At 65.3% G+C, this 20,846-nt stretch carries 21 protein-coding genes; 18 read left to right on the top strand and 3 right to left on the bottom strand.

Features of this window, described 5'->3' with window-relative positions; genetic code table 11:
• The first annotated feature begins 28 nt into the window (after positions 1-28).
• From urtB to ureG, 11 genes are all read left to right on the top strand, one after another.
• Complete coding sequence (urtB, locus tag EY713_RS03430; RefSeq protein ID WP_131113573.1) at positions 29-1,666, top strand: urea ABC transporter permease subunit UrtB; 1,638 nt, start codon at positions 29-31, stop codon at positions 1,664-1,666.
• Between the two features lies 1 nt (position 1,667).
• Complete coding sequence (gene urtC / locus EY713_RS03425; RefSeq protein ID WP_131113572.1) at positions 1,668-2,816, top strand: urea ABC transporter permease subunit UrtC; 1,149 nt, start codon at positions 1,668-1,670, stop codon at positions 2,814-2,816.
• Entirely contained in the window at positions 2,813-3,568 is a 756-nt protein-coding gene (urtD, locus tag EY713_RS03420) for an urea ABC transporter ATP-binding protein UrtD (protein WP_131113571.1), read from the top strand. Before urtC ends, urtD begins: the two co-directional genes overlap by 4 nt.
• Positions 3,569-3,667: 99 nt before the next feature.
• Positions 3,668-3,970 (top strand): hypothetical protein, encoded by a 303-nt coding sequence (locus EY713_RS03415; RefSeq protein ID WP_131113570.1) that lies wholly within the window; start codon positions 3,668-3,670, stop codon positions 3,968-3,970.
• A 16-nt stretch (positions 3,971-3,986) separates the two neighbouring features.
• On the top strand, positions 3,987-4,682 hold the full coding sequence (urtE, locus tag EY713_RS03410; RefSeq protein ID WP_131113569.1) for an urea ABC transporter ATP-binding subunit UrtE: 696 nt from the start codon (positions 3,987-3,989) through the stop codon (positions 4,680-4,682).
• A 13-nt stretch (positions 4,683-4,695) separates the two neighbouring features.
• A complete protein-coding gene (locus EY713_RS03405; RefSeq protein ID WP_131113568.1) occupies positions 4,696-5,511 on the top strand; it encodes an urease accessory protein UreD in 816 nt (271 codons plus the stop codon).
• Between the two features lie 15 nt (positions 5,512-5,526).
• Positions 5,527-6,147 (top strand): urease subunit beta, encoded by a 621-nt coding sequence (locus tag EY713_RS03400; protein ID WP_131113567.1) that lies wholly within the window; start codon positions 5,527-5,529, stop codon positions 6,145-6,147.
• Positions 6,147-7,856: an urease subunit alpha gene (ureC, locus tag EY713_RS03395; protein WP_131113566.1), complete on the top strand. Its 1,710-nt coding sequence runs from the start codon at positions 6,147-6,149 to the stop codon at positions 7,854-7,856. The genes EY713_RS03400 and ureC overlap by 1 nt, the downstream gene beginning before the upstream one ends.
• A gap of 8 nt (positions 7,857-7,864) precedes the next feature.
• Complete coding sequence (locus EY713_RS03390) at positions 7,865-8,368, top strand: urease accessory protein UreE (protein WP_131113565.1); 504 nt, start codon at positions 7,865-7,867, stop codon at positions 8,366-8,368.
• Positions 8,369-8,379: 11 nt separating this feature from the next.
• Positions 8,380-9,048, top strand: a complete 669-nt coding sequence (locus tag EY713_RS03385; RefSeq protein WP_245572876.1) for an urease accessory protein UreF — start codon at positions 8,380-8,382, stop codon at positions 9,046-9,048.
• A gap of 14 nt (positions 9,049-9,062) precedes the next feature.
• The gene (ureG, locus tag EY713_RS03380; RefSeq protein ID WP_131113564.1) at positions 9,063-9,707 is read left to right on the top strand and encodes an urease accessory protein UreG; all 645 of its coding nucleotides are present in this window, start codon (positions 9,063-9,065) and stop codon (positions 9,705-9,707) included.
• 2 nt (positions 9,708-9,709) lie between these two features.
• On the opposite strand, the gene rocF is transcribed toward ureG, so the two are convergent.
• Entirely contained in the window at positions 9,710-10,639 is a 930-nt protein-coding gene (rocF, locus tag EY713_RS03375) for an arginase (protein ID WP_131113563.1), read from the bottom strand.
• Positions 10,640-10,679: 40 nt separating this feature from the next.
• Positions 10,680-11,858: a choline ABC transporter ATP-binding protein gene (choV, locus tag EY713_RS03370; RefSeq protein WP_131113562.1), complete on the bottom strand. Its 1,179-nt coding sequence runs from the start codon at positions 11,856-11,858 to the stop codon at positions 10,680-10,682.
• Positions 11,859-12,058: 200 nt separating this feature from the next.
• Here choV and betA point away from each other — a divergent pair, with 200 nt between their 5' ends.
• Entirely contained in the window at positions 12,059-13,729 is a 1,671-nt protein-coding gene (gene betA, locus EY713_RS03365) for a choline dehydrogenase (protein WP_131113561.1), read from the top strand.
• 11 nt (positions 13,730-13,740) lie between these two features.
• Here the strand turns inward: betA and amaB are convergent, their stop codons facing one another.
• On the bottom strand, positions 13,741-15,261 hold the full coding sequence (gene amaB / locus EY713_RS03360; protein WP_131113560.1) for an L-piperidine-6-carboxylate dehydrogenase: 1,521 nt from the start codon (positions 15,259-15,261) through the stop codon (positions 13,741-13,743).
• A gap of 181 nt (positions 15,262-15,442) precedes the next feature.
• On the opposite strand from amaB, the gene EY713_RS03355 reads away from it, so the two are divergent.
• The 6 genes from EY713_RS03355 (at position 15,443) to EY713_RS03330 (ending at position 20,795) form a co-directional block, all read left to right on the top strand.
• Entirely contained in the window at positions 15,443-16,441 is a 999-nt protein-coding gene (locus tag EY713_RS03355; RefSeq protein WP_131113559.1) for a 4-hydroxyproline epimerase, read from the top strand.
• Between the two features lie 18 nt (positions 16,442-16,459).
• On the top strand, positions 16,460-17,155 hold the full coding sequence (locus EY713_RS03350) for a GntR family transcriptional regulator (protein ID WP_131113558.1): 696 nt from the start codon (positions 16,460-16,462) through the stop codon (positions 17,153-17,155).
• A gap of 31 nt (positions 17,156-17,186) precedes the next feature.
• The gene (locus EY713_RS03345; protein ID WP_131113557.1) at positions 17,187-18,227 is read left to right on the top strand and encodes a trans-3-hydroxy-L-proline dehydratase; all 1,041 of its coding nucleotides are present in this window, start codon (positions 17,187-17,189) and stop codon (positions 18,225-18,227) included.
• 97 nt (positions 18,228-18,324) lie between these two features.
• Positions 18,325-18,675 (top strand): RidA family protein, encoded by a 351-nt coding sequence (locus EY713_RS03340; protein ID WP_131113556.1) that lies wholly within the window; start codon positions 18,325-18,327, stop codon positions 18,673-18,675.
• Between the two features lie 66 nt (positions 18,676-18,741).
• Positions 18,742-19,965, top strand: a complete 1,224-nt coding sequence (locus EY713_RS03335; protein WP_131113555.1) for a M24 family metallopeptidase — start codon at positions 18,742-18,744, stop codon at positions 19,963-19,965.
• 98 nt (positions 19,966-20,063) lie between these two features.
• Positions 20,064-20,795, top strand: coding sequence for a L,D-transpeptidase (locus EY713_RS03330; RefSeq protein WP_245504194.1), 732 nt, complete (start codon positions 20,064-20,066; stop codon positions 20,793-20,795).
• Positions 20,796-20,846: the final 51 nt, after the last annotated feature.

Below are 20,846 nucleotides of genomic sequence, written 5' to 3'. Positions count from 1 at the left end.
ACTGGAGCTTTCGCTGAGAGGTGCCGACATGGAACGACGACCGCTGACCTTCGCGCGGGTGGCCTTGCTGCTCTGGACGCTGCTGGCGGGTCTCGCGGTGACGCCGGCCCATGCCGACCCGATCGACGATGCGCTCGCGCATTTCGCTCAGGATAAATTTCCCGAAACCGAGAAGGGCATCGAGGCGCTGTCGGCGACCGGAAGCCCGACCGCTACCCCGGTGCTGCAGGCGCTTGGGGATGGGCGGCTCCTCACCGATCCCGCCTCGCACCTCGTCTACTTCAAGGATAGCGCGGGCGCGCTGCACGAGGCCAGGAGCGGCGCTCCAGCCCCCGCCGACGTGTCGGCCGATGCGCTCAAGAAGGTTCGTCTGAACAACGCCGTCCGCAGCAAGCTTCTGGCCGCGAGCGGATCGCTCGATCTGTTGTCGCCCGATCGCGACAAGCGGCTCGCCGCCGCCCAAGCCGTCTTCGGCTCGCATGAGGCGACCGCTTTGCCGGGCCTCGAAACGGCCCTCGCCAAGGAGACGGACCCGGCCGTCAAGACGGCCCTGGCCGATGCGCGCGCCGCGATCCTCGCGACCAAGCCGGATGCGACGCCGGCCATGCGGCTCGATGCGATCGGACGCCTCAAGCTGAGGGGCGATCAGGGTGCGCTTGGCTTGATGACGAGCCTGTCGACGCTGTCGCCCGAGGATGCGACGCTCGAACCCGTGCGCGCCGCCGCGAAGGCCGCCATGGCGTCGATCAACACGCAATTGGCGCTGTGGCAGGCGCTTCAGAACGTCTGGTATGGGCTGTCGCTCGGCTCCGTGCTGCTGCTGGCGGCCATCGGGCTCGCGATCACGTTCGGCGTCATGGGCATCATCAACATGGCGCATGGCGAGATGGTGATGCTCGGCGCCTATACGACCTTCATGGTGCAGGAGATCATCCGATCCTCGGCTCCGGGTTTGTTCAATTATTCGCTGTTCATCGCCCTACCGCTCGCCTTTCTGGTGTCCGGCGTCGTCGGCATCGCGATCGAGCGGCTGGTGATCCGGCATCTCTATGGGCGTCCGCTCGAAACGCTGCTGGCCACCTGGGGCATCTCGCTGATCTTGCAGCAGGCGGTCCGTACCATCTTCGGCGCCAACAACAAGGAGGTCGGCGCGCCGGCCTTCATGGCGGGCTCGTTCCACATCGGCGGGCTCGATATCACGACCGGGCGGCTCTGGATCATCGTGTTCACGATCCTGGTCTTTGTGGCGCTGCAACTCGTGCTGCGCGCGACCCCGTTCGGCTTGCGGATGCGGGCCGTCACCCAGAACCGCCGGATGGCTTCCGCCATGGGTATTTCGACCGGGCGCATCGACGCGCTGGCCTTTGGCCTCGGGTCAGGGATCGCGGGCATCGCAGGGGTGGCGCTCAGCCAGATCGACAACGTGTCGCCCAACCTCGGGCAGGGCTACATCATCGATAGTTTCATGGTGGTGGTGTTCGGCGGGGTGGGCAATCTCTGGGGCACACTGGTGGCGGCGCTGGCGCTCGGCATCGCCAATAAGTTCCTCGAGCCGCTCGCCGGTGCCGTGCTGGCCAAGATCGCGGTTCTGGTCTTCATCATCCTGTTCATTCAGAAACGCCCGCGCGGTTTGTTCGCCCTCAAGGGCCGATCGGTGGAGGCCTGACATGACCCACACCCCCATCCTGGACCGGCGCGGGCTCATCTTCCTCGCAGTGCTGATCGCCGCCGCCATTCTGGTGCCGGTGCTCGCACTCGCGACGCCCGCTGGATCGGCACTCCATGTGCCGCCCTATGTCGTGGCGCTGCTCGGCAAATATCTTTGCTACGCCCTGCTGGCTCTCGCGCTCGATCTCGTCTGGGGGTTCTGCGGCATCCTCTCGCTCGGGCATGGCGCCTTCTTCGCACTCGGCGGCTATGCGATGGGCATGTATCTGATGCGGCAGATCGGGTCGCGCGGCACCTATGCCAACCCGGATCTGCCGGACTTCATGGTCTTCCTCAATTGGCACGCCCTGCCTTGGACGTGGTGGGGCTTCTCGAACTTCGCCTATGCGGCCCTGATGGTCGTGCTGGTGCCGGGCATCCTGGCGGCCTTATTCGGCTGGTTCGCGTTCCGCTCGCGCGTCACCGGCGTTTATCTTTCAATCATCACCCAGGCCCTGACCTATGCGTTGCTGCTGGCCTTCTTCCGCAACGATATGGGGTTTGGCGGAAACAACGGCCTGACCGACTTCAAGGACATTCTCGGGTTCAACGTCCAGTCAGATGGAACGCGCGCCGGTTTGTTCGCGGCCTCGGCGATCGCACTCGGGCTCGGCTATATTCTGGCGGCATCCGTCGTCGCGTCGAAATTCGGCAAGGTGATCGTGGCGATCCGCGACGCAGAAAGTCGCACACGGTTTCTCGGCTATCGCGTCGAATATTATAAGCTGATCGTCTTCACGCTGTCGGCCGCCATGGCGGGTGTCGCCGGCGCGCTCTACGTGCCGCAGGTCGGCATCATCAACCCGTCCGAATTCGCACCCGCCAATTCGATCGAGGCGGTCATCTGGGTCGCGGTGGGCGGTCGCGGCACGTTGGTCGGGGCGGCGCTCGGGGCCGTTCTGGTGAATTTCGGCAAGACCTATTTCACCGGCGCTTTTCCCGATTATTGGCTGTTCGGCCTCGGTGCCTTGTTCGTGCTCGTGACCCTTTTCCTGCCGAAGGGGATCCTTGGCCTGATCGATCAGGCGTCGACGCGGTGGCGGCCAAGCCCGCCCGCCGAAAGCCCGGTCGCGCCTGAGGAGCAACTGGTGCCGGAGCAAGCGCGATGAACCGGGACGCGCTGACGCAATCGCTGCTCTATCTCGACGACGTGAGGGTCTCGTTCGACGGCTATAAGGCGCTCCGTGGCCTGTCGCTCACGCTCGAGCGGGGCGAGATGCGCGCCATCATCGGGCCGAACGGCGCCGGCAAGACCACGATGATGGACGTCATCACCGGCAAGACGCGGCCCGACACGGGAGAGGTCTATTTCGGTGGCGACACGGATCTGACCAAACTCGACGAGGCCGCCATCGCCGAGCTCGGCATCGGGCGCAAGTTCCAGAAGCCGACCGTATTCGAGAACCACACGGTCGAAACCAACATCGTGCTGGCCCTCAAGGCGCCGCGCGGGGCGCTCGCGACCTTATTCGGCCGGGTGCCGGCCACTCAGGACGCCAAAATCGACGCGATCCTCGCGACCATCCGGCTCACCGATCATCGTCGCCGGCCCGCGGCGGACCTGTCGCATGGGCAGAAGCAATGGCTCGAAATCGGCATGTTGCTGGCGCAGGACCCCAAGCTTCTCCTGGTGGACGAGCCGGTCGCCGGCATGACGGACGCCGAGACGGCCGCGACCGCGGATCTTCTGCGCGAGATCGCCAAGACCCATTCGGTCGTCGTGGTCGAGCACGACATGGCCTTCGTGCGTGACCTCGGCGTCAAGGTGACGGTGCTGCACGAAGGCGCCGTGCTGGCCGAGGGGCCGCTCGATCAGGTGAGCGCCGACCCGCGCGTCATCGAAGTGTATCTGGGGCGGTGAGAGCCTTGCGTTCCGCGCCTGCCTGCGATGTGGTCCCACCTTTGGATCAGCGAGGCACGACTGATGCGCGGCCACGACAACGGCTTCAGGATCGCGGTCATGTGTTTTGCTCTGGGCCTGCTCAGTGTGCCCATGGCTCTGCCGGGCATCATGATGACGGATGCGCCCGGAGCCGCCAGCACACCGATCATCGTAACCGCCGCTTTGGCGTCGCTCGCACTCCCGGTCGTCTTGATCGGCAGCGGCTTGCTCGCTCTCGTCACGGCCTTCTTTCGCCGACCTTTGTTCGCCAAGGTGGCGATGCTGGCCTCGGCGCTGGTGATCGTGATCTGGGCCACAAGCCTCACGCTGTCTTTTACCTGGTGTCACGGCGATGCCAGCCGGCTCGGGTGTCACCCTTGAGGTCTGGAGACGGGCGATGCTGAACGTTGAGGCAATCGATCTCTATTACGGCGCGGCCCAAGCTTTGCGCGGCGTTTCGCTCGCGGCGAGCCCCGGCCGCGTCACCTGCGTGCTCGGACGCAACGGGGTCGGCAAATCCTCGTTGTTGCGCGCTATCGTCGGGCAGCAGCCGATCCGTGGCGGCCGCATCGTCTGGCAGGATCAGGATATTTCGAAACTCGCCACCTATCAGCGGGCGCGGCGCGGCATCGGCTATGTGCCGCAGGGCCGCGAGATCTTCCCGCTGCTCACGGTGCGCGAGAATTTGATGACCGGCTTCGCGCCCGTCGCGCGCAAGCTGCAGACCATCCCGGACGAGATTTTCGAGCTGTTTCCGGTCCTGAAGACCATGATGGGACGACGCGGCGGCGACCTGTCTGGCGGTCAGCAGCAGCAACTCGCGATAGGCAGGGCGCTCGTGACGCGGCCGAAACTGCTGGTGCTCGACGAGCCGACGGAGGGGATCCAGCCCTCGATCATCAAGGACATCGGCCGCGCCATCGACTATCTTCGCGGCCGGGGCGACATGGCCATCGTGCTGGTCGAACAATATTTCGAATTTGCGCGTGATCTTGCCGATGATTTCGTGGTCATGGACCGAGGCGCCGTGGTGATCTCCGGCACCAGGGACACGATGGTCGAGCATGAGGTTCGGGCGCGGTTGTCGGTGTGATGAAGCGGGTGGCATGCAGGCTTTAGGGATCGTCCCGGATTTCGTGCGCGCCGCTGGCGGCGTCCGCATGGTTCTGGCGGCTCGCGGCGGCCGGACCGTGGCGCTCGAACGTGCCGAGAGTGGCGGCTATCGCGCGCGTTTTCCGACTCAATATGGCGAGACCTGCGAAGCCGTGCTGATCAACACCGGCGGCGGCATGGCGGGCGGCGACAGCATGCGGACCGAGGTTCGGTTGCTGCCGGGCGCCTCGGCGGTCGTTACCACCCAGGCGGCCGAGAAGATCTACCGCTCGCAAGGGCCGGACACGTCCGTCGAGGTCGCGCTGCATCTCGAAGCGGGGAGCCGCCTCGCCTGGCTACCGCAGGAGATGATCCTGTTCGCCGATAGCCGCTGGCGGCGCGATCTGTCCGCCGATATCGCCGCGGATGCGTCGCTGACCCTGATCGAAAGCGTGATGTTCGGCCGGACCGCGATGCGCGAAGTGGTCGATCGTGGCCTATGCCGCGACCGCTGGCGCATTCGCCGCGCCGGTCGGCTGGTCTTCGCCGACGAGATCCGGCTCGATGCGCCGGTGGCGCAATTGCTCAGCCCCGCGTCGGGCGGCGGCGCCCATGCGCTGGCCACCGTCTTGCATGTCGCGCCCGATGCCGAGGACCGGCTCGACCAGGCGCGCTTGCTTCTGCAGGAAACCCGATCCGAAGCTGGAGCCAGCGCTTGGAACGGCATGTTGCTGGTCCGCTTTGTGGCGCGAGACGCGCAGATGTTACGATCCGACCTCGTTCGATTCGTGGAAGCGTTCCGCGGCTCGCCGATGCCGCGGTCCTGGTAGACGACTGGAACAAACATGCGACTGACGCCCCACGAGAAAGACAAGCTGCTGATCGCTATGGCCGCCATGGTGGCGCGCCGACGCCTCGAACGTAGCGTCAAGCTCAACTTCCCCGAGGCGATCGCGCTGATCTCGGATTTCATCGTCGAAGGCGCGCGCGACGGGCGCTCGGTTGCCGATTTGATGGAAGCCGGCGCGCATGTTCTGCGGCCCGATCAAGTGATGGACGGGATCGCCGCGATGCTGCACGACGTGCAGGTGGAAGCGACCTTCCCGGATGGCACGAAGCTCGTGACCGTGCATGATCCGATCCGTGGCGCGGAGGACCAGCGTATCCCCGGTGAAATCATGGCGGCGGAGGGCGACCTCATTCTCAACGAGGGTCGCGAGACGCTGACCGTCACGGTCGCCAACACCGGCGACCGGCCCATTCAGGTCGGCTCGCATTATCATTTCTTCGAGACCAACCCCGGCCTCGCTTTCGAGCGGGACAAGACGCGCGGCATGCGGCTCGACATCCCGGCCGGAACGGCGGTGCGGTTCGAGCCCGGCCAGACCCGCGAGGTCAATCTCGTAGCCCTGGCGGGCGATCGCAAAGTCTATGGTTTCCGGCAAGACGTGATGGGCGCGCTCTGATGGCTTACACAATCTCACGCGCCGCCTATGCGGACATGTTTGGCCCGACCACGGGCGACCGGATGCGCCTCGCCGATACCGATCTCGTGCTCGAGGTCGAGCGGGATTTCACGACCTATGGCGACGAGGTGAAATTCGGCGGCGGCAAAGTCATTCGCGACGGTATGGGCCAGAGCCAGGTCACCAATGCGGCCGGCGCGGTCGATACCGTCATCACCAACGCGGTCGTGGTCGATCATTGGGGCATCGTGAAAGCCGATGTCGGCCTGAAGAATGGGCGGATCGCGGCAATTGGCAAGGCCGGTAATCCGGACATCCAGCCCGGCGTCACGATCGTGATCGGACCCGGCACCGAAGTCATCGCAGGCGAAGGCAAAATTCTCACGGCCGGCGGGTTTGACGCGCATATTCATTTCATCTGCCCGCAGCAGGTCGACGATGCGCTGATGTCCGGCATCACGACCCTGCTCGGCGGCGGGACGGGTCCGGCGACCGGCACCAATGCGACGACCTGCACGCCCGGCCCTTGGCACATGCACCGCATGATTGAGGCGGCCGATGCTTTTCCGATCAACATCGGGTTCGCGGGCAAGGGGAACGCCGCGCTGCCGGGCGGCCTCGTCGAGCAGATCGAGGCCGGCGCCTGCGCGCTGAAGCTTCATGAGGATTGGGGCACGACCCCGGCCGCCATCGACAATTGCCTGACGGTCGCCGACGAGTATGACGTGCAGGTGATGATCCACACCGACACGCTGAACGAATCCGGTTTCGTGGAGGATACGATCGCGGCCTTCAAGGGCCGCACCATCCATGCTTTCCATACCGAAGGAGCGGGCGGCGGGCATGCGCCCGACATCATCAAGGTGGCCGGCCTCCCGAACGTGCTGCCGTCCTCGACGAATCCGACGCGACCCTTCACGGTCAACACGCTTGACGAACATCTCGACATGCTGATGGTGTGCCACCATCTCGATCCCTCGATCGCCGAGGATCTCGCCTTCGCCGAAAGTCGCATCCGCAAGGAGACGATCGCGGCCGAGGATATCCTGCACGATATCGGCGCACTCTCGATGATGTCATCCGACAGCCAGGCCATGGGCCGCATCGGTGAAGTCGTCATGCGGACGTGGCAGACCGCCCACAAGATGAAGCTGCAGCGCGGCAGCCTGAAGGGCGACGGCCGCAACGACAACGGCCGCATCAAGCGCTACATCGCGAAATATACGATCAATCCGGCCATCGCGCATGGCGTGTCCAACCACATCGGTTCGGTCGAACCCGGCAAGCTGGCCGATCTCGTGCTCTGGTCGCCGGCATTCTTCGGCGTGAAACCCGATCTCATCCTTAAGGGCGGCATGATCGTGGCGGCCGCGATGGGGGATCCGAATGCCTCGATTCCCACCCCGCAGCCGGTGCATTATCGCCCGATGTTTGGCGCGTTCGGCAAGGCGCGTACCGCCACCAGCGTCACCTTCGTGTCGAAAGCCGCGACCGAGAACGGCCTGCGCGAGAAACTCGGCACCGCGAAGGAGATGGTCGCGGTCGAAAATACGCGCGGCGGAATCGGCAAGGCTTCGCTGATCCACAATGGCGCGATGCCGGACATCAAGGTCGATGCCGAAACCTATGCGGTGACGGCCGACGGTGAATTGCTGGTGTGCGAGCCCGCCAAGGTGCTGCCGCTCGCACAGCGCTACTTTCTGTTCTGAGAGGCGGTATGCAACGCGCCACATCGATCGTGCGTCGGGCTGCCGTCCGGCCCGACCGCGTTACCGATCGCGTGACGCTCGATCACGAGCGGCGGCATTGCCGTCGCATCGTTCTGACGAGCGACGGCGGTGCGGATTTTCTCGTCGATCTCGAGAAAGCCTCCGTGCTGGAGGAGGGGGACGCCTTGAAGCTCGACGGTGGCGATTTGGTGCTGGTCGTCGCGGCCGCCCAGGCGCTGCTCGAAATCCGCGCCGAAAATCCACTGCGATTGCTGCGCGTCGCTTGGCATATCGGCAATCGGCACACGCCTGCGGAAATCATGGCCGAGGCGATCTACCTCGAGGACGACCACGTGCTGGCCGAGATGGTGCGGGGGCTCGGTGCAAGCGCCACGACCGTCATGCGGCCGTTTCGCCCCGAGCGGGGCGCCTATCACGGAAGCGGCGGTCATGGTCATAGCCATACGCATGCCGGCTGGGACGAGCCGTCCGACACATCCGGCGCCGCGTGACCGAGACAGGGGTGCCCCTGCGTCTCGCGATCTGGATGTCGCCGATGTTTCCCGTCGGCGGCTTCGCCTATTCGCATGGTCTCGAATGGGCTGCCGAGTCCGGCGATCTGCCCAACGCGGAGGCTCTCCTCTCCTGGCTCGGGACCGTGCTGTCGCAAGGTGCTCCCTACAACGACGCCATCGTTCTTGCCGAAGCCTACCGGGCGGCGCGTGACCGGGATAAGTCCCGGCTCGCCGCCGTGTCGGAGCTTGGTCTTGCCTTGGCGACGAGCCGCGAGCGCCGCCTCGAAACCGCGACCCAGGGCAATGCGTTCTTAACGCAGATCAGCAAATCCTGGCCTTGCGACACCCTGGCCCTGATCGATCGGCGAAGTGAGCCTGACATTGCCTATCCGGTGGCGGTGGGGCTCGTGGCGGCCGGCCACGACCAACATCTCGGCGCGACGATCGACATGTTTCTACTCGGCGTTCTCTCCAATCTGGTCTCCGCCGCGATCCGGCTCAGTATCGTCGGGCAGACCGACGCACAAAAAGTCATGGCGGCCTTGCTGACCAGCCTTCACGATGTGGCGCAGCGTTGCGAGACCGCCGGGCTCGATGGGCTTGGCGGGTCTGCGTTCCGGTCCGATCTCGCGGCCATCCGTCACGAAACCCAATATTCACGGCTGTTCCGGTCATGAAGGAGCCTCACGCCATGTCGCTTTCGCAGTCCTCGTCGCCACATGGCCCGCTTCGGGTCGGGATCGGCGGTCCGGTCGGGTCGGGCAAGACGGCGTTGATGGAGGCGCTCTGCAAGGCTATGGCGGGTCGCTATCAGGTCTGCGCCATCACCAATGACATCTACACCAAAGAGGATGCCGAGATCCTGACCCGCACCGGGGCGCTACCGGCCGACCGGATCATGGGGGTCGAAACGGGTGGTTGCCCGCATACGGCCATCCGCGAGGATTGCTCGATGAATCTCGCAGCCGTCGACACGATGACGACGCGGTTTCCGGATCTCGATCTCGTTTTGATCGAGTCGGGTGGCGACAATCTCGCCGCGACTTTTTCGCCGGAACTGGCGGATCTCACGATCTTCGTGATCGACGTGTCGGGCGGCGACAAAATCCCGCGCAAGGGTGGCCCCGGCATCACCCGCTCGGATTTGCTGGTCATCAACAAGATCGACCTTGCGCCCTTCGTGGGGGCCGATCTCGCGGTGATGGAGCGCGACGCCAAAAAGATGCGCGGCGCGCGGCCGTTCGTGATGACCAATATCCGGGGCGGCGAGGGCGTCCAGGCGATCCTGCGGTTCATCGAAACCTCAAGCGGCCTGACAGCCCCGGCGGCGGCTTAACACTACCGTCCGAATACCTGCCGCCCGAACAGGCTCGCGACGAGTTCCACCAGCAGCAGCGCGCTCTTGCCGCGATCGTCGAGGAACGGGTTGAGCTCGACGATGTCGAGCGAGGTCGCGAGACCCCGGTCGTGGATCATTTCCATGACGAGATGGGCCTCCCGATAGGTGGCGCCGCCCCGCACCGTCGTGCCGACTCCCGGCGCGATATCCGGGTCGAGGAAATCCACGTCGAGGCTGACGTGCAGCATGGCTCCGGCCGCCTCGACCTTGTCGAGGATGTCGCGGATCGGCGCCACGACGCCCAATTCGTCGATCGAGCGCATGTCGTAGACATTGATGCCGGCGTGTCGGACCGCCTCACGCTCGTCCGTGTCGATCGAGCGCGCGCCGAACACATAAACGTCTTGCGGGCGAACCATCGGGCGATCCGCGTCGAGGATGTCGGCCATGCCCGATCCGCCGCAGAAAAACGCGACCGGCATGCCATGCATGTTGCCGGACGGCGAAGTCAGCGGGGTGTTGAAGTCCGAATGGGCGTCGAGCCAGAGCACCGCTAGCGGCCGACCGGCTTCCCGCGCTAAGCGGGCCGCGCCCGACACCGTGCCCATCGCGAGGCTGTGATCGCCGCCCAGGAACACCGGGACGGCGCCCTCGCGGAGGGTCGTATAGGAAGCTCGATCAAGCGTGCGGGTCCAGCCCGCCACCAGCGCCGCGTTCTTGGCGTTACCGGTCAGCGCAAAGGCAGCGTCGACCGGATCGGGCGTGAGATCGCCACGGTCGTCGACGCGGTGGCCGAGATGCCGCAACTCGCGCGCGAGCCCCGCTACCCGCAGGGCTTCGGGTCCCATCTTGCAGCCGGCCCGGCCGGCCCCCGCATCGAGCGGCACCCCGAAAAGCGCGATGGATCGAGCGATGTGGTCGGGCGGCATGGGCATCCGTTCGCGCTGGAGCAGGGGCGGCCCGGCCGGTCTACACGCGCAGCAAGGCGCGGAAAATCTCCGGCTCGCAGATCGTGCCCAGCAGGGCGTCGGCATCGTCTAGCACGAGGATCGGACAGTTTTCTGCATGGCGGAGCGCGACGGCTTGTTTGAGCGGCGCATCGCCCCGCACCGTGACGGCGGCCGCACCCTGCCGCGCGCCGTTGACGCTGGCGGCCGCCACGATGGTGCCGGGCAGGGCGGTCGCGCCATGGGTGACCGAAGCGACTGTGCCATCCGCATGCAGCGTGAGGCGAAGCTTCGAGACGGAGCACGGCTCCAGCACGGCGCCATCGCGCGGGATATCGGCCAGCGGCGTCATGACCGAGGCGGCCCGCAATCCTTCGAGCGGGTTCATGTGGCGGACGAATTCGGCCACATAGCCATCGGCCGGCCGCAGCACGATATCCTGCGCGGTTCCGGCCTGCACGATGCGGCCGCCTTCCATGATGACGATGCGGTTGCCGAGTTTGATGGCTTCGTCGAGATCGTGGCTGACGAACAGGATGGTTTTCTTCAGCTTGGCTTGCAGATCGAGCAATTCATCCTGCAGCTTGGCGCGGATCAGCGGATCGAGCGCCGAAAAGGGCTCGTCCATGAGAAGAATATCGGCATCGGTCGCGAAGGCGCGGGCGAGCCCGACACGCTGTTGCATGCCGCCCGACAGTTCATGGGCGTATTTGCCGGCCCATTGGCCGAGGCCGACCATCTCGAGTTTTTCGGTGACGATGCGGTCGCGCTCGGCCTTTGAGGCACCGCGCAACTCGAGCCCGAGCCCGACATTGTCCCGCACCGTGCGCCAGGGCAGCAGGGCGAATTGCTGGAACACCATCGCGACACCGCGCGAACGCAGGTCACGCAAGGTCTTGGCGTCGCAAGTCGCGACATTGATGTCGCGCCCCTCATGCGTCACGATCACGTCGCCGCGCGCCGTCTCGTTGAGCCGATTGACCGATCGCAGCAACGTCGACTTGCCCGAGCCCGACAGGCCCATGAGGACGCAGATTTCGCCGCTCTCCACCGTCAAGCTCGCATCGGCGACGCCGACCACCTGGCCGGTCGCGGCGATAATCTCATCCCGAGTCTTGCCGGCGTCGAGAAGATCGAGCGCCGCCCTCGGCTTGTTGCCGAAGACGATGTCGACATTCCTGAACGTGAGGGCAGCCGTCATAAGGGAACCTTGCGCGTGTGACGTCGTCGGAACCTTCAACATGACCGGTACAGAGGGGAGGCACAAGGCGGGGCCGAGCCGCCGCGAGACAATCCAGGGGTCATGTCGCAGGGTCGGGCGCAACGGTCGCGATCGGGCGTGGCGATCCCACAAAAACCGGCTAGGGGAGAGCATCCAGGGTCGCGCCGACAGGAGTTCTCATGGTTGAGGCAGCACAGGACAGCTACGATTACGTCATCGTCGGGGCCGGGTCGGCAGGCTGCGTGCTGGCCGCGCGACTGTCCGAGGACGGAAAACAGTCCGTGCTGGTGCTCGAGGTCGGCGGCTCGGACAGATCGGTCGTGATCCAGATGCCGGGCGCGCTGTCGATCCCGATGAACCGCAAGCGCTACAACTGGTACTATGAGACCGAGCCGGAGCCCGGCCTCGACAACCGCCGGCTGCATTGCCCGCGCGGCAAGGTGCTGGGTGGCTCATCCTCGATCAACGGTCTCGTCTATGTGCGCGGCAACCCGCATGATTTCGATCGGTGGGAGCAGGAAGGCGCGGCAGGCTGGGGCTATCGCAACGTCTTGCCCTATTTCAAGCGGGCCGAAACCCGCAAAGAGGGCGGCGACGCCTATCGCGGGTCGGACGGACCCTTATCGACCAGCTATGGCGTGCTGAAGAATCCGCTTTATCACGCCTTTGTGGAGGCTGGGCGGCAGGCCGGCTATCCGGTCACCGAGGATATCAACGGCGGCCAGCAGGAAGGCTTTGGCCGCATGGACATGACGGTGCGGAACGGCATCCGCTGGTCTGCCGCCAATGCCTATCTAAAACCCGCCATGAAGCGGCCGAACCTTAAGGTCGTGACCCATGCGATGGCGACCGGCATCGTGTTCGAGGGCAAGCGCGCGGTCGGCATCCGCTATCGCCAGCATGGCCGCGAGCGCGTCGTGACGGCGCGGCGCGAGGTGATCCTCAGCGGCGGGCCGATCAATTCACCGCAATTACTCAAACTGTCCGGCATCGGCCCGGCCGCCGAATTAAAAGCCCTCGGCATCCCGGTGGTGCACGACCTGCCGGGGGTCGGCGAGAACCTGCAGGATCATCTCGAATTCTACTTCCAGGTGGCATCCAAGCAGCCGATCACGCTGTATGGCCAGACGGGGCTGATGGCGCGTGGGGCGATCGGGCTGCAATGGCTCCTGAGCCGCAAGGGCCATGGCGCCACCAACCATTTCGAGACCTGCGGCTTCATCCGCTCGCGCGCGGGCGTCCGCTACCCCGACATTCAATATCATTTCCTGCCTCTGGCCGTGACCTATGATGGCAAGGGGCTGGCGAGCGAGCATGGGTTTCAGGTGCATGTCGGGCCGATGCGGACTAAGAGCCGGGGCTGGGTGCGGCTGAAATCAGCCGATCCGTTCGAGCATCCGCGCGTGTTCTTCAACTATATGAGCCAACCGGACGACGTGACCGAGATGCGGGCCTGCGTGCGGCTGACGCGAGAGATCTTCGCGCAAGCCGCCTTCGACCCTTACCGCGGTCGCGAGATTCAGCCCGGCACCGACGTGACGAGCGACGCCGCCATCGACGGCTTCATTCGCAACCATGTGGAAAGCGCCTACCATCCCTCATGCAGTTGCAAGATGGGCCTTCCGAGCGACCCGATGGCGGTGGTCGACCCGGAAACGCGGGTGATCGGCACCGAGGGCTTACGCGTCGTCGATAGCTCGATCATGCCGTCGCTGACGACCGGCAACCTGAATGCGCCGACCATCATGATCGGCGAAAAGGCCGCCGACATCATCCTCGGCAAGGCCCCGCTCGCCGCCTCCAACGCACCCTATTATCAGGCGGCCGACTGGGAGACGACGCAAAGGTGAGGCCAACGCGCCTAGACGTCGAATTTGACGCCCTGGGCCAGCGGCACCGTGCGGCCGTAGTTGATGGCGTTGGTCTGCCGCCGCATATAGGCCTTCCAGGCGTCCGACCCGCTCTCGCGGCCGCCGCCGGTTTCCTTTTCGCCACCGAATGCGCCGCCGATCTCGGCGCCCGACGGGCCCATATTGACGTTGGCGATGCCGCAATCCGAGCCGAGCGCCGACAGAAACCGCTCGACCTCACGCAGATCGGTGCCGAAGATCGAGGACGATAACCCCTGCAGCACGTCGTTCTGCAGCGCAATAGCCTCGTCGAAGGTGCTGTATTTCAGCACATAGAGGATCGGCGCGAAGGTCTCCTGCACGACGGGGCCGGTCTGGCCCGGCATTTCGACCAGCGCGGGGCGGACGTAATAGGCATCCGGCCCGGTGATCTCGACCCGCTCGCCGCCATGCACGATGCCGCCCGCCTGCTTTGCTTCGGCCAGCGCCGCCTCCATCGCATCGAATGCGGCTTTGTCGATCAGCGGGCCGATCAACGCGTCGCTGGCAACCGGGCTGCCGACCGCGATGGTGCCATAGACCGAGGCGAGCTTCGGCACGAGGGTGGCGTAGACGCTCTCATGCACGATGAGGCGGCGCAACGTGGTGCAGCGTTGCCCCGCCGTGCCCATCGCCGCGAAGGCGACGGCCCGAAGCGTCAGATCGAGATCGGCCGAGGGTGTCACGATCGAGGCATTGTTGCCGCCGAGTTCCAAAATGGAGCGACCAAAGCGACGGGCGACCCGCTCGCCGACGAGGCGGCCCATACGGGTCGATCCGGTCGCCGACAGAACCGGCACCCGGACGTCATCGACCAGCAGTTCGCCGACATCGCGCCCGCCCACCAGAACCGTGCTGAGACCGGCTGGAACGTCGCCGAACCGTGCCGCCGCCTTTTCGAATAGAGCCTGCACCGCGAGGGCGGTCAGCGGCGTCTTTTCCGACGGCTTCCAAACGACCGAGTCGCCGCAAACGAACGCCAAAGCCGCGTTCCACGACCAGACCGCCACCGGAAAGTTGAAGGCCGAGATGACGCCGACCACGCCGGCCGGGTGCCATTGCTCCATCAGCCGGTGGTCCGGCCGCTCGGATTGGATCGTCAGGCCGAACAATTGCCGCGACAGCCCGACCGCGAGATCGCAGATGTCGATCATCTCCTGAACCTCGCCCTGGCCTTCCGAAACGACCTTGCCGACTTCCAGCGTAACGAGGCGGCCGAGCGCTTCCTTGTTGGCACGGAGTTCGTCGCCGAGCAGGCGCACCAATTCGCCCCGGCGCGGCCCCGGCACTTGGCGCCAGTGCAGAAACGCCTCATGGGCCTGCCCGATCGCTCCGTCGACGGCACCCTTGGGCGTCTCGACCACCGATGCGATGATCTCGCCCGTGATCGGCGACCGCACCGCCAGCGAACCGCCCGTGTAGAGCTCACGCGGGACGCCGAGAGCCGACAGGAGATTATGAGTTTCAGTGATGACGGAGGCGGCGTGCGGCATGGCGATGTTCCCGTTTCGATCGAACACATGATCGGTCCACCCGCGAGCGTCAACCGGACACGCGCTTGACAGGACACCCGCCTGACGTCTGTATATCGTATACGTTTTCCGGTTGCGGCAGCCGCACCGTGCAAGCAGCCGCGACCCGACCCGCGCTCTCATCGACAAGGCGGCCTGAGCCATGCGCCATACGTTCTTCTGCATCGACGGTCACACGGCCGGCAATCCGGTGCGCCTCGTGGCGGGTGGCGCGCCTCTGTTGCGGGGCGCCACCATGTCGGAACGGCGGCAGGATTTCCTCGCCCGTTTCGATTGGATCCGGACCAGCCTCTGTTTCGAGCCGCGCGGCCATGACATGATGTCGGGCGGTTTTCTCTATCCGCCGACGCAGGCCGACACCGACGTCGGCATTCTGTTCATCGAGACGAGCGGGTGCCTGCCGATGTGCGGGCATGGCACCATCGGCCTTGTGACGTTCGGGCTGGAACACGGTTTGATCCAGCCGCGCGAGCCTGGGCGGTTGCGGGTCGAGGTTCCGGCCGGCGTGATCGACATCGCCTATACGAGCGAGGGTGACCGGGTCACCTCGGTCAAGATCACCAATGTGCCGGCTTATCTTGCCGCGACCGGCATTGCGATCGACGTGCCGGGCTTCGGACCTTTGTCGGTCGACGTCTCATATGGCGGCAATTATTACGCGATCGTCGAACCGCAGGGGGCCTATACGGGGCTCGACGATCTCGGGGCCGCTCGCCTCATTGACCTCAGTCAGGAGGTCCGGACGCTGGTCAGCGCCAAATTCGAGCCGGTGCATCCGCTCGATCCAACGATCCGCGGCGTCAGCCACGTGCTCTGGGCCGACAAGCCCCGCGGCGATGGCGCGGATGGGCGGAATGCCGTCTTCTATGGCGACAAGGCCATCGATCGCTCGCCTTGCGGCACCGGAACCTCGGCGCGGCTCGCGCATCTCGCCGCCAAGGGCAAGCTGCGGCCGGGCGAGCGCTTCGTTCATGAAAGCTATATCGGTAGTCGGTTCATCGGTCGTGTCGAGAAAACCACGGATCTTGCCGGGCAGGCCGCCATCATTCCCTCGATCGAGGGATCGGCTATCGCGACGGGCTTCAACACGATCTGGGTCGACCGGGCCGATGTGTTCTGGAAGGGTTTTCAGGTTGTATGACCGGGCCGGACCATCCGCGTGACACTGCTGGTCAAGCGCGGGCTCGCCGACCAAATCTTCGATCTCGTGCGCGATCGCATCATTTCGGGCATGATGGTGGGCGACATGCCGATCCGGCAAGACGCTCTGGCGGCGGAACTTGGCGTCAGCAAGATCCCGCTGCGCGAAGCCTTCGCCAAGCTCGAGCAGGACGGCCTCGTGCTGTCGCAGGCCAATCGCGGGTTTTTCGTGCGTCCGCTCTCGGCCGACGAAGCCTATGACGTGTTCGACCTTCGGCTGAAGATCGAACCGGAGGCGGTCGCCTGGGCCTGCCGCCGCGCCACTGTTGACGATCATGAGGCTGCTCAGACGGCGCTGGCGGCGCTCAATCAGGCCATCGAGACGCACGGGCCGGAGGCGGGCGCGCTCAATCGCGCCTTTCATCTCGCGCTGATCCGTCCGGGCGGTCGGCTCGTCACGATGCAGATGGTCGAGCGCCTTCAGGTCATCGCCGAACGCTACGTGTGCAAACACCTCGAACCCAAGGGTCGCGACGACCTAGCCGTGGCCGAACACAAGGCCCTATTCGGTGCTTGGGCTGCGGGGCAGGCCGATGCTGCGGCTACGCTGGCCTCGGCCCATATCGCCAACACGTTGCGGGACCTCCGCACAGAATTCGCCGTGGCGCGCGAGCGTCTCGATGATTCCCCCGTTCCGGTGCTGGGTCGATCCTAGGCCGGCCCGACCCGCATTCTCGGAGAAGCTTGTGCGATCCTCGAAGGTCATTCACGTCGTCAGTTGCCATGCGGCCGGAGAGGTCGGCGACGTCATCGTGGGCGGTGTGTTGCCGCCACCGGGGGCGACCATCTGGGAGCAGTCCCGCTTTATCGCCCGGGACGAGACGCTGCGGAATTTCGTGCTGAACGAGCCGCGCGGCGGCGTGTTCCGGCACGTCAACCTGCTGGTGCCCCCGAAGGACCCCCGCGCCCAGATGGGCTGGATCATCATGGAGCCGGCCGATACACCGCCGATGTCCGGGTCGAACGCGATCTGCGTCGCCACGGTGCTGCTGGAGACCGGCATCATCCCGATGCAGGAGCCTGAAACCCGGCTCCTGCTCGAACCGCCGGGCGGCGTCGTCGAGATCCTGGCGCATTGCCGGGACGGCAAGGCCGAGCGCATCACGGTCACCAATGTTCCCTCGTTCGCGGCCAAGCTCGACGCGGTCATCGAGGTGCCGGGCATCGGGACGCTGACGGTCGATACGGCCTATGGCGGGGACAGTTTCGTCATCGTCGATAGCCGCGCCCTCGGCTTTGCGATCACGCCCGACGAGGCCCGCGATCTGGCCGAGACCGGCATGGCGATCACGCGCGCCGCCAATGAACAACTCGGCTTCGTACATCCGGACAATCCGGACTGGGCCCATCTCTCGTTCTGCCAGATCGCCGGGCCGCTCAGCCTTGAGGATGGCGTGATGGCGGGCGTGAACGCGGTCGCGATCCGCCCCGGCAAGATCGACCGCTCGCCGACCGGCACCGGATGCTCGGCCCGGCTCGCGGTGCTGCATGCCAAAGGCATCCTGAAAACCGGTGATCGCTACGTCGCGCGTTCGATCATCGGCTCACGCTTCGATTGCCAGATCCTGGCCGAAACCGAAGTGGGGGGCCGGCCCGCCATCATCCCGACCATTTCCGGCACGGCCTGGATCACGGGCACGCACCAGTTGCTGCTCGACCCGAGCGATCCCTATCCGGCCGGCTATCGTTTATCCGATACATGGCCCGGCGCAGGCACGGCAGCATGAGAAATCATCTGGCAGATGGTTGACCGCAACCGCCTCGATCCCGCAAACCGAGCGCGCTGATCCGGCCGCTCCCGGCCTCACTTGAAGGAGAATGACAATGTCCATCACCCGTATCGGCGTCGGCCCGCGCATGTCCCAGGCCGTCGTGCATGGCGATACCGTCTACTTGGCCGGCCAGGTGGCCCAAAAGGCCGTCGGTGGCACCGTCGCCGAGCAGACCAAGGACATCTTGCAGAACATCGACGCTTTGCTGGCCGAAGCCGGCAGCGACAAGTCCAAGCTGCTGATGGTGAACATCTGGCTGACCGACATGAGCACCTTCGCCGAGATGAACTCGATCTGGGATGGTTGGGTGCTGGACGGCCAGACCCCGGGCCGTGCGACCGTCGAGGCCAAGCTTGCGACGCCGGCCCATAAGGTCGAGATCGCGGTCATCGCGGCGCGTTGATCCAAACCGGCACGAGATGGGCGGCCTCGGGCGCCCATCTTCTTTTTCGATGAGGACGCGATCGACATGAGTATTGGGATCGGCGGCTCGACGGCTGAGGTCGAACTCGCGTCCATCCGCGACATGACAGCCGGAGTCGAACCGATTGGCGAGGCCGATTATCGGTCTCGCCTAGCGCAGGCGCAGCATCTGATGCGCCAGCAGGGGCTCGCGGCCGTCTATCTCGATGCCGGCAGCAACCTGCTGTATTTCACCGGAATCGATTGGCACCCGAGCGAACGCCTAGCCGGCGCGGTCCTCACGGCCTCCGGCCATCTCGCTTATCTGCTGCCGGTCTTCGAAACCGGCACCTTCGCCGAGCAGATGCGAATCGAGGCGCCGTTCCATGGCTGGCATGAGAATCAAGATCCCTGCGCGCTTCTCGCCTCCGTCCTGGCGGACCTCGGCATCGCGAGCGGCACCATTGGGCTCGATGAGACGACCGAATTCGGCTTGGCCGAGAGGCTTCGGGTCGCGCTGGCGCCCCGTCTTGCGGTCGTCAGCGCCGGCCCGGTGACGAGCGGCTGCCGCGCCCGCAAGTCGGCGGCCGAGATCGCGCTGATGCAACGCGCCCATGCGATGACCTTGGTGGTGCAGCGCGCGGCGGCCCGCATCCTCCGGGTCGGCATCACGGCCCGCGAGGTCGAGACCTTCATCGACACGGCGCATCGGGCGGCGGGCGCGCCCGACGGGTCGTTCTTCTGCATCGTGCTGTTTGGCGCCGACACGGCGTTTCCGCACGGCGTCAAACATCCCAAGGCGCTCGAGGCAGGCGACATGGTGCTGATCGACACCGGCTGCAAATTGCTCGGCTACCAATCCGACATCACCCGCAGCTATGTGTTCGGCGAAGCCTCCGATCAGCAACGCCGCGTGTGGGAGCATGAGCGCGCGGCCCAGATCGTCGCGTTCGAGGCGGCTCGGATCGGGCAGCCGTGCGGAGCGGTCGACGATGCAGTCCGCGGCGATCTCGAACGGAACGGCTATGGCCCGGGCTATGCGCTCCCCGGCCTGCCGCATCGAACCGGCCATGGCATCGGGATCGACATCCACGAGGCACCGAACTTCGTCGGCACAGACCGGACGCCGCTCGCAGAAGGCATGTGTTTCAGCATCGAGCCGATGCTCTGCATTCCGGGCGCCTTCGGCGTGCGCCTTGAAGATCATATCTATATGGCGGCCGATGGACCGCGCTGGTTCACGCAGCCGGCCAAGTCATGTGACGACCCGTTCGGCGCAATCGATCGTTGATCTTGAGCAACATCTCGAAAGATAAGAAACCGCGCGCCGGTCAAACCATATTTTAACCACGCGAGCCATATTCTGAGCATCAGGTCGCTTTGGTAAACATGCTCATGGTCAGTCTCAGTCGTCGTCAGTTCTTTTCCTCCAGCGCAGTCGCGCTCGCGGCGGCCGGCCTCGCCGGATGCGCCGGAGGCGGGCGGGACATGCCCTCGTTCGGGGATATGTTCGGCGGCTTTGGTGGCCCACAAGGCGTCGGTGGCGCAACGATCGGCAAGCCGGATTATCAGGCCATCTACGGCAGCTTTTCCGGTGAGCAATTTCCGGTGTTGGCGTTTGATTATGCCCGTGTCGATCCGGTCTTCCTGCGCCAGATCGTTCGATATCAAGGCCCCGAGCGGCCCGGCACCGTGGTGGTCGACCCGAAGTCGCGGTATCTCTTCTTCGTCGAGCCGGATCAGCGGGCGACCCGTTATGGCGTCGGCGTGGGGCGCGAGGGGTTCTTATGGAACGGCGTCGCGCAGATCAACATGCGCCGCAGCTGGCCGGATTGGATCCCGCCGAAGGAGATGGTCGATCGCGACCCTGACATCCGCGCCCAGCTGGTCTCTACCAAGCGCGGCCTCGGCGTTCCTGGCGGCTCGCGCAGCCCGCTCGGTGCCCGTGCGCTCTACCTCTTCGGCAAGACCGGCGATCTCGGCTATCGCATCCATGGCACCACGGAGCCCGAGACGATCGGCAGCAATGTCTCGTCCGGCTGCATCCGAATGGTCAATCAGGACGTGATCCATCTCTACAGCCGTGCCCCCGAAGGCACCAAGGTCATCGTTCTCGGCTAACACCACCACGCTTTTCAGGTAGACAGGGGCGGGGTGGGCGTTGTGGCCGCT

The sequence above is a fragment of the Lichenihabitans psoromatis genome, assembly GCF_004323635.1.
GTDB lineage: Bacteria > Pseudomonadota > Alphaproteobacteria > Rhizobiales > Beijerinckiaceae > Lichenihabitans > Lichenihabitans psoromatis.
This window is presented reverse-complemented; position numbering and strand designations above follow the sequence as displayed.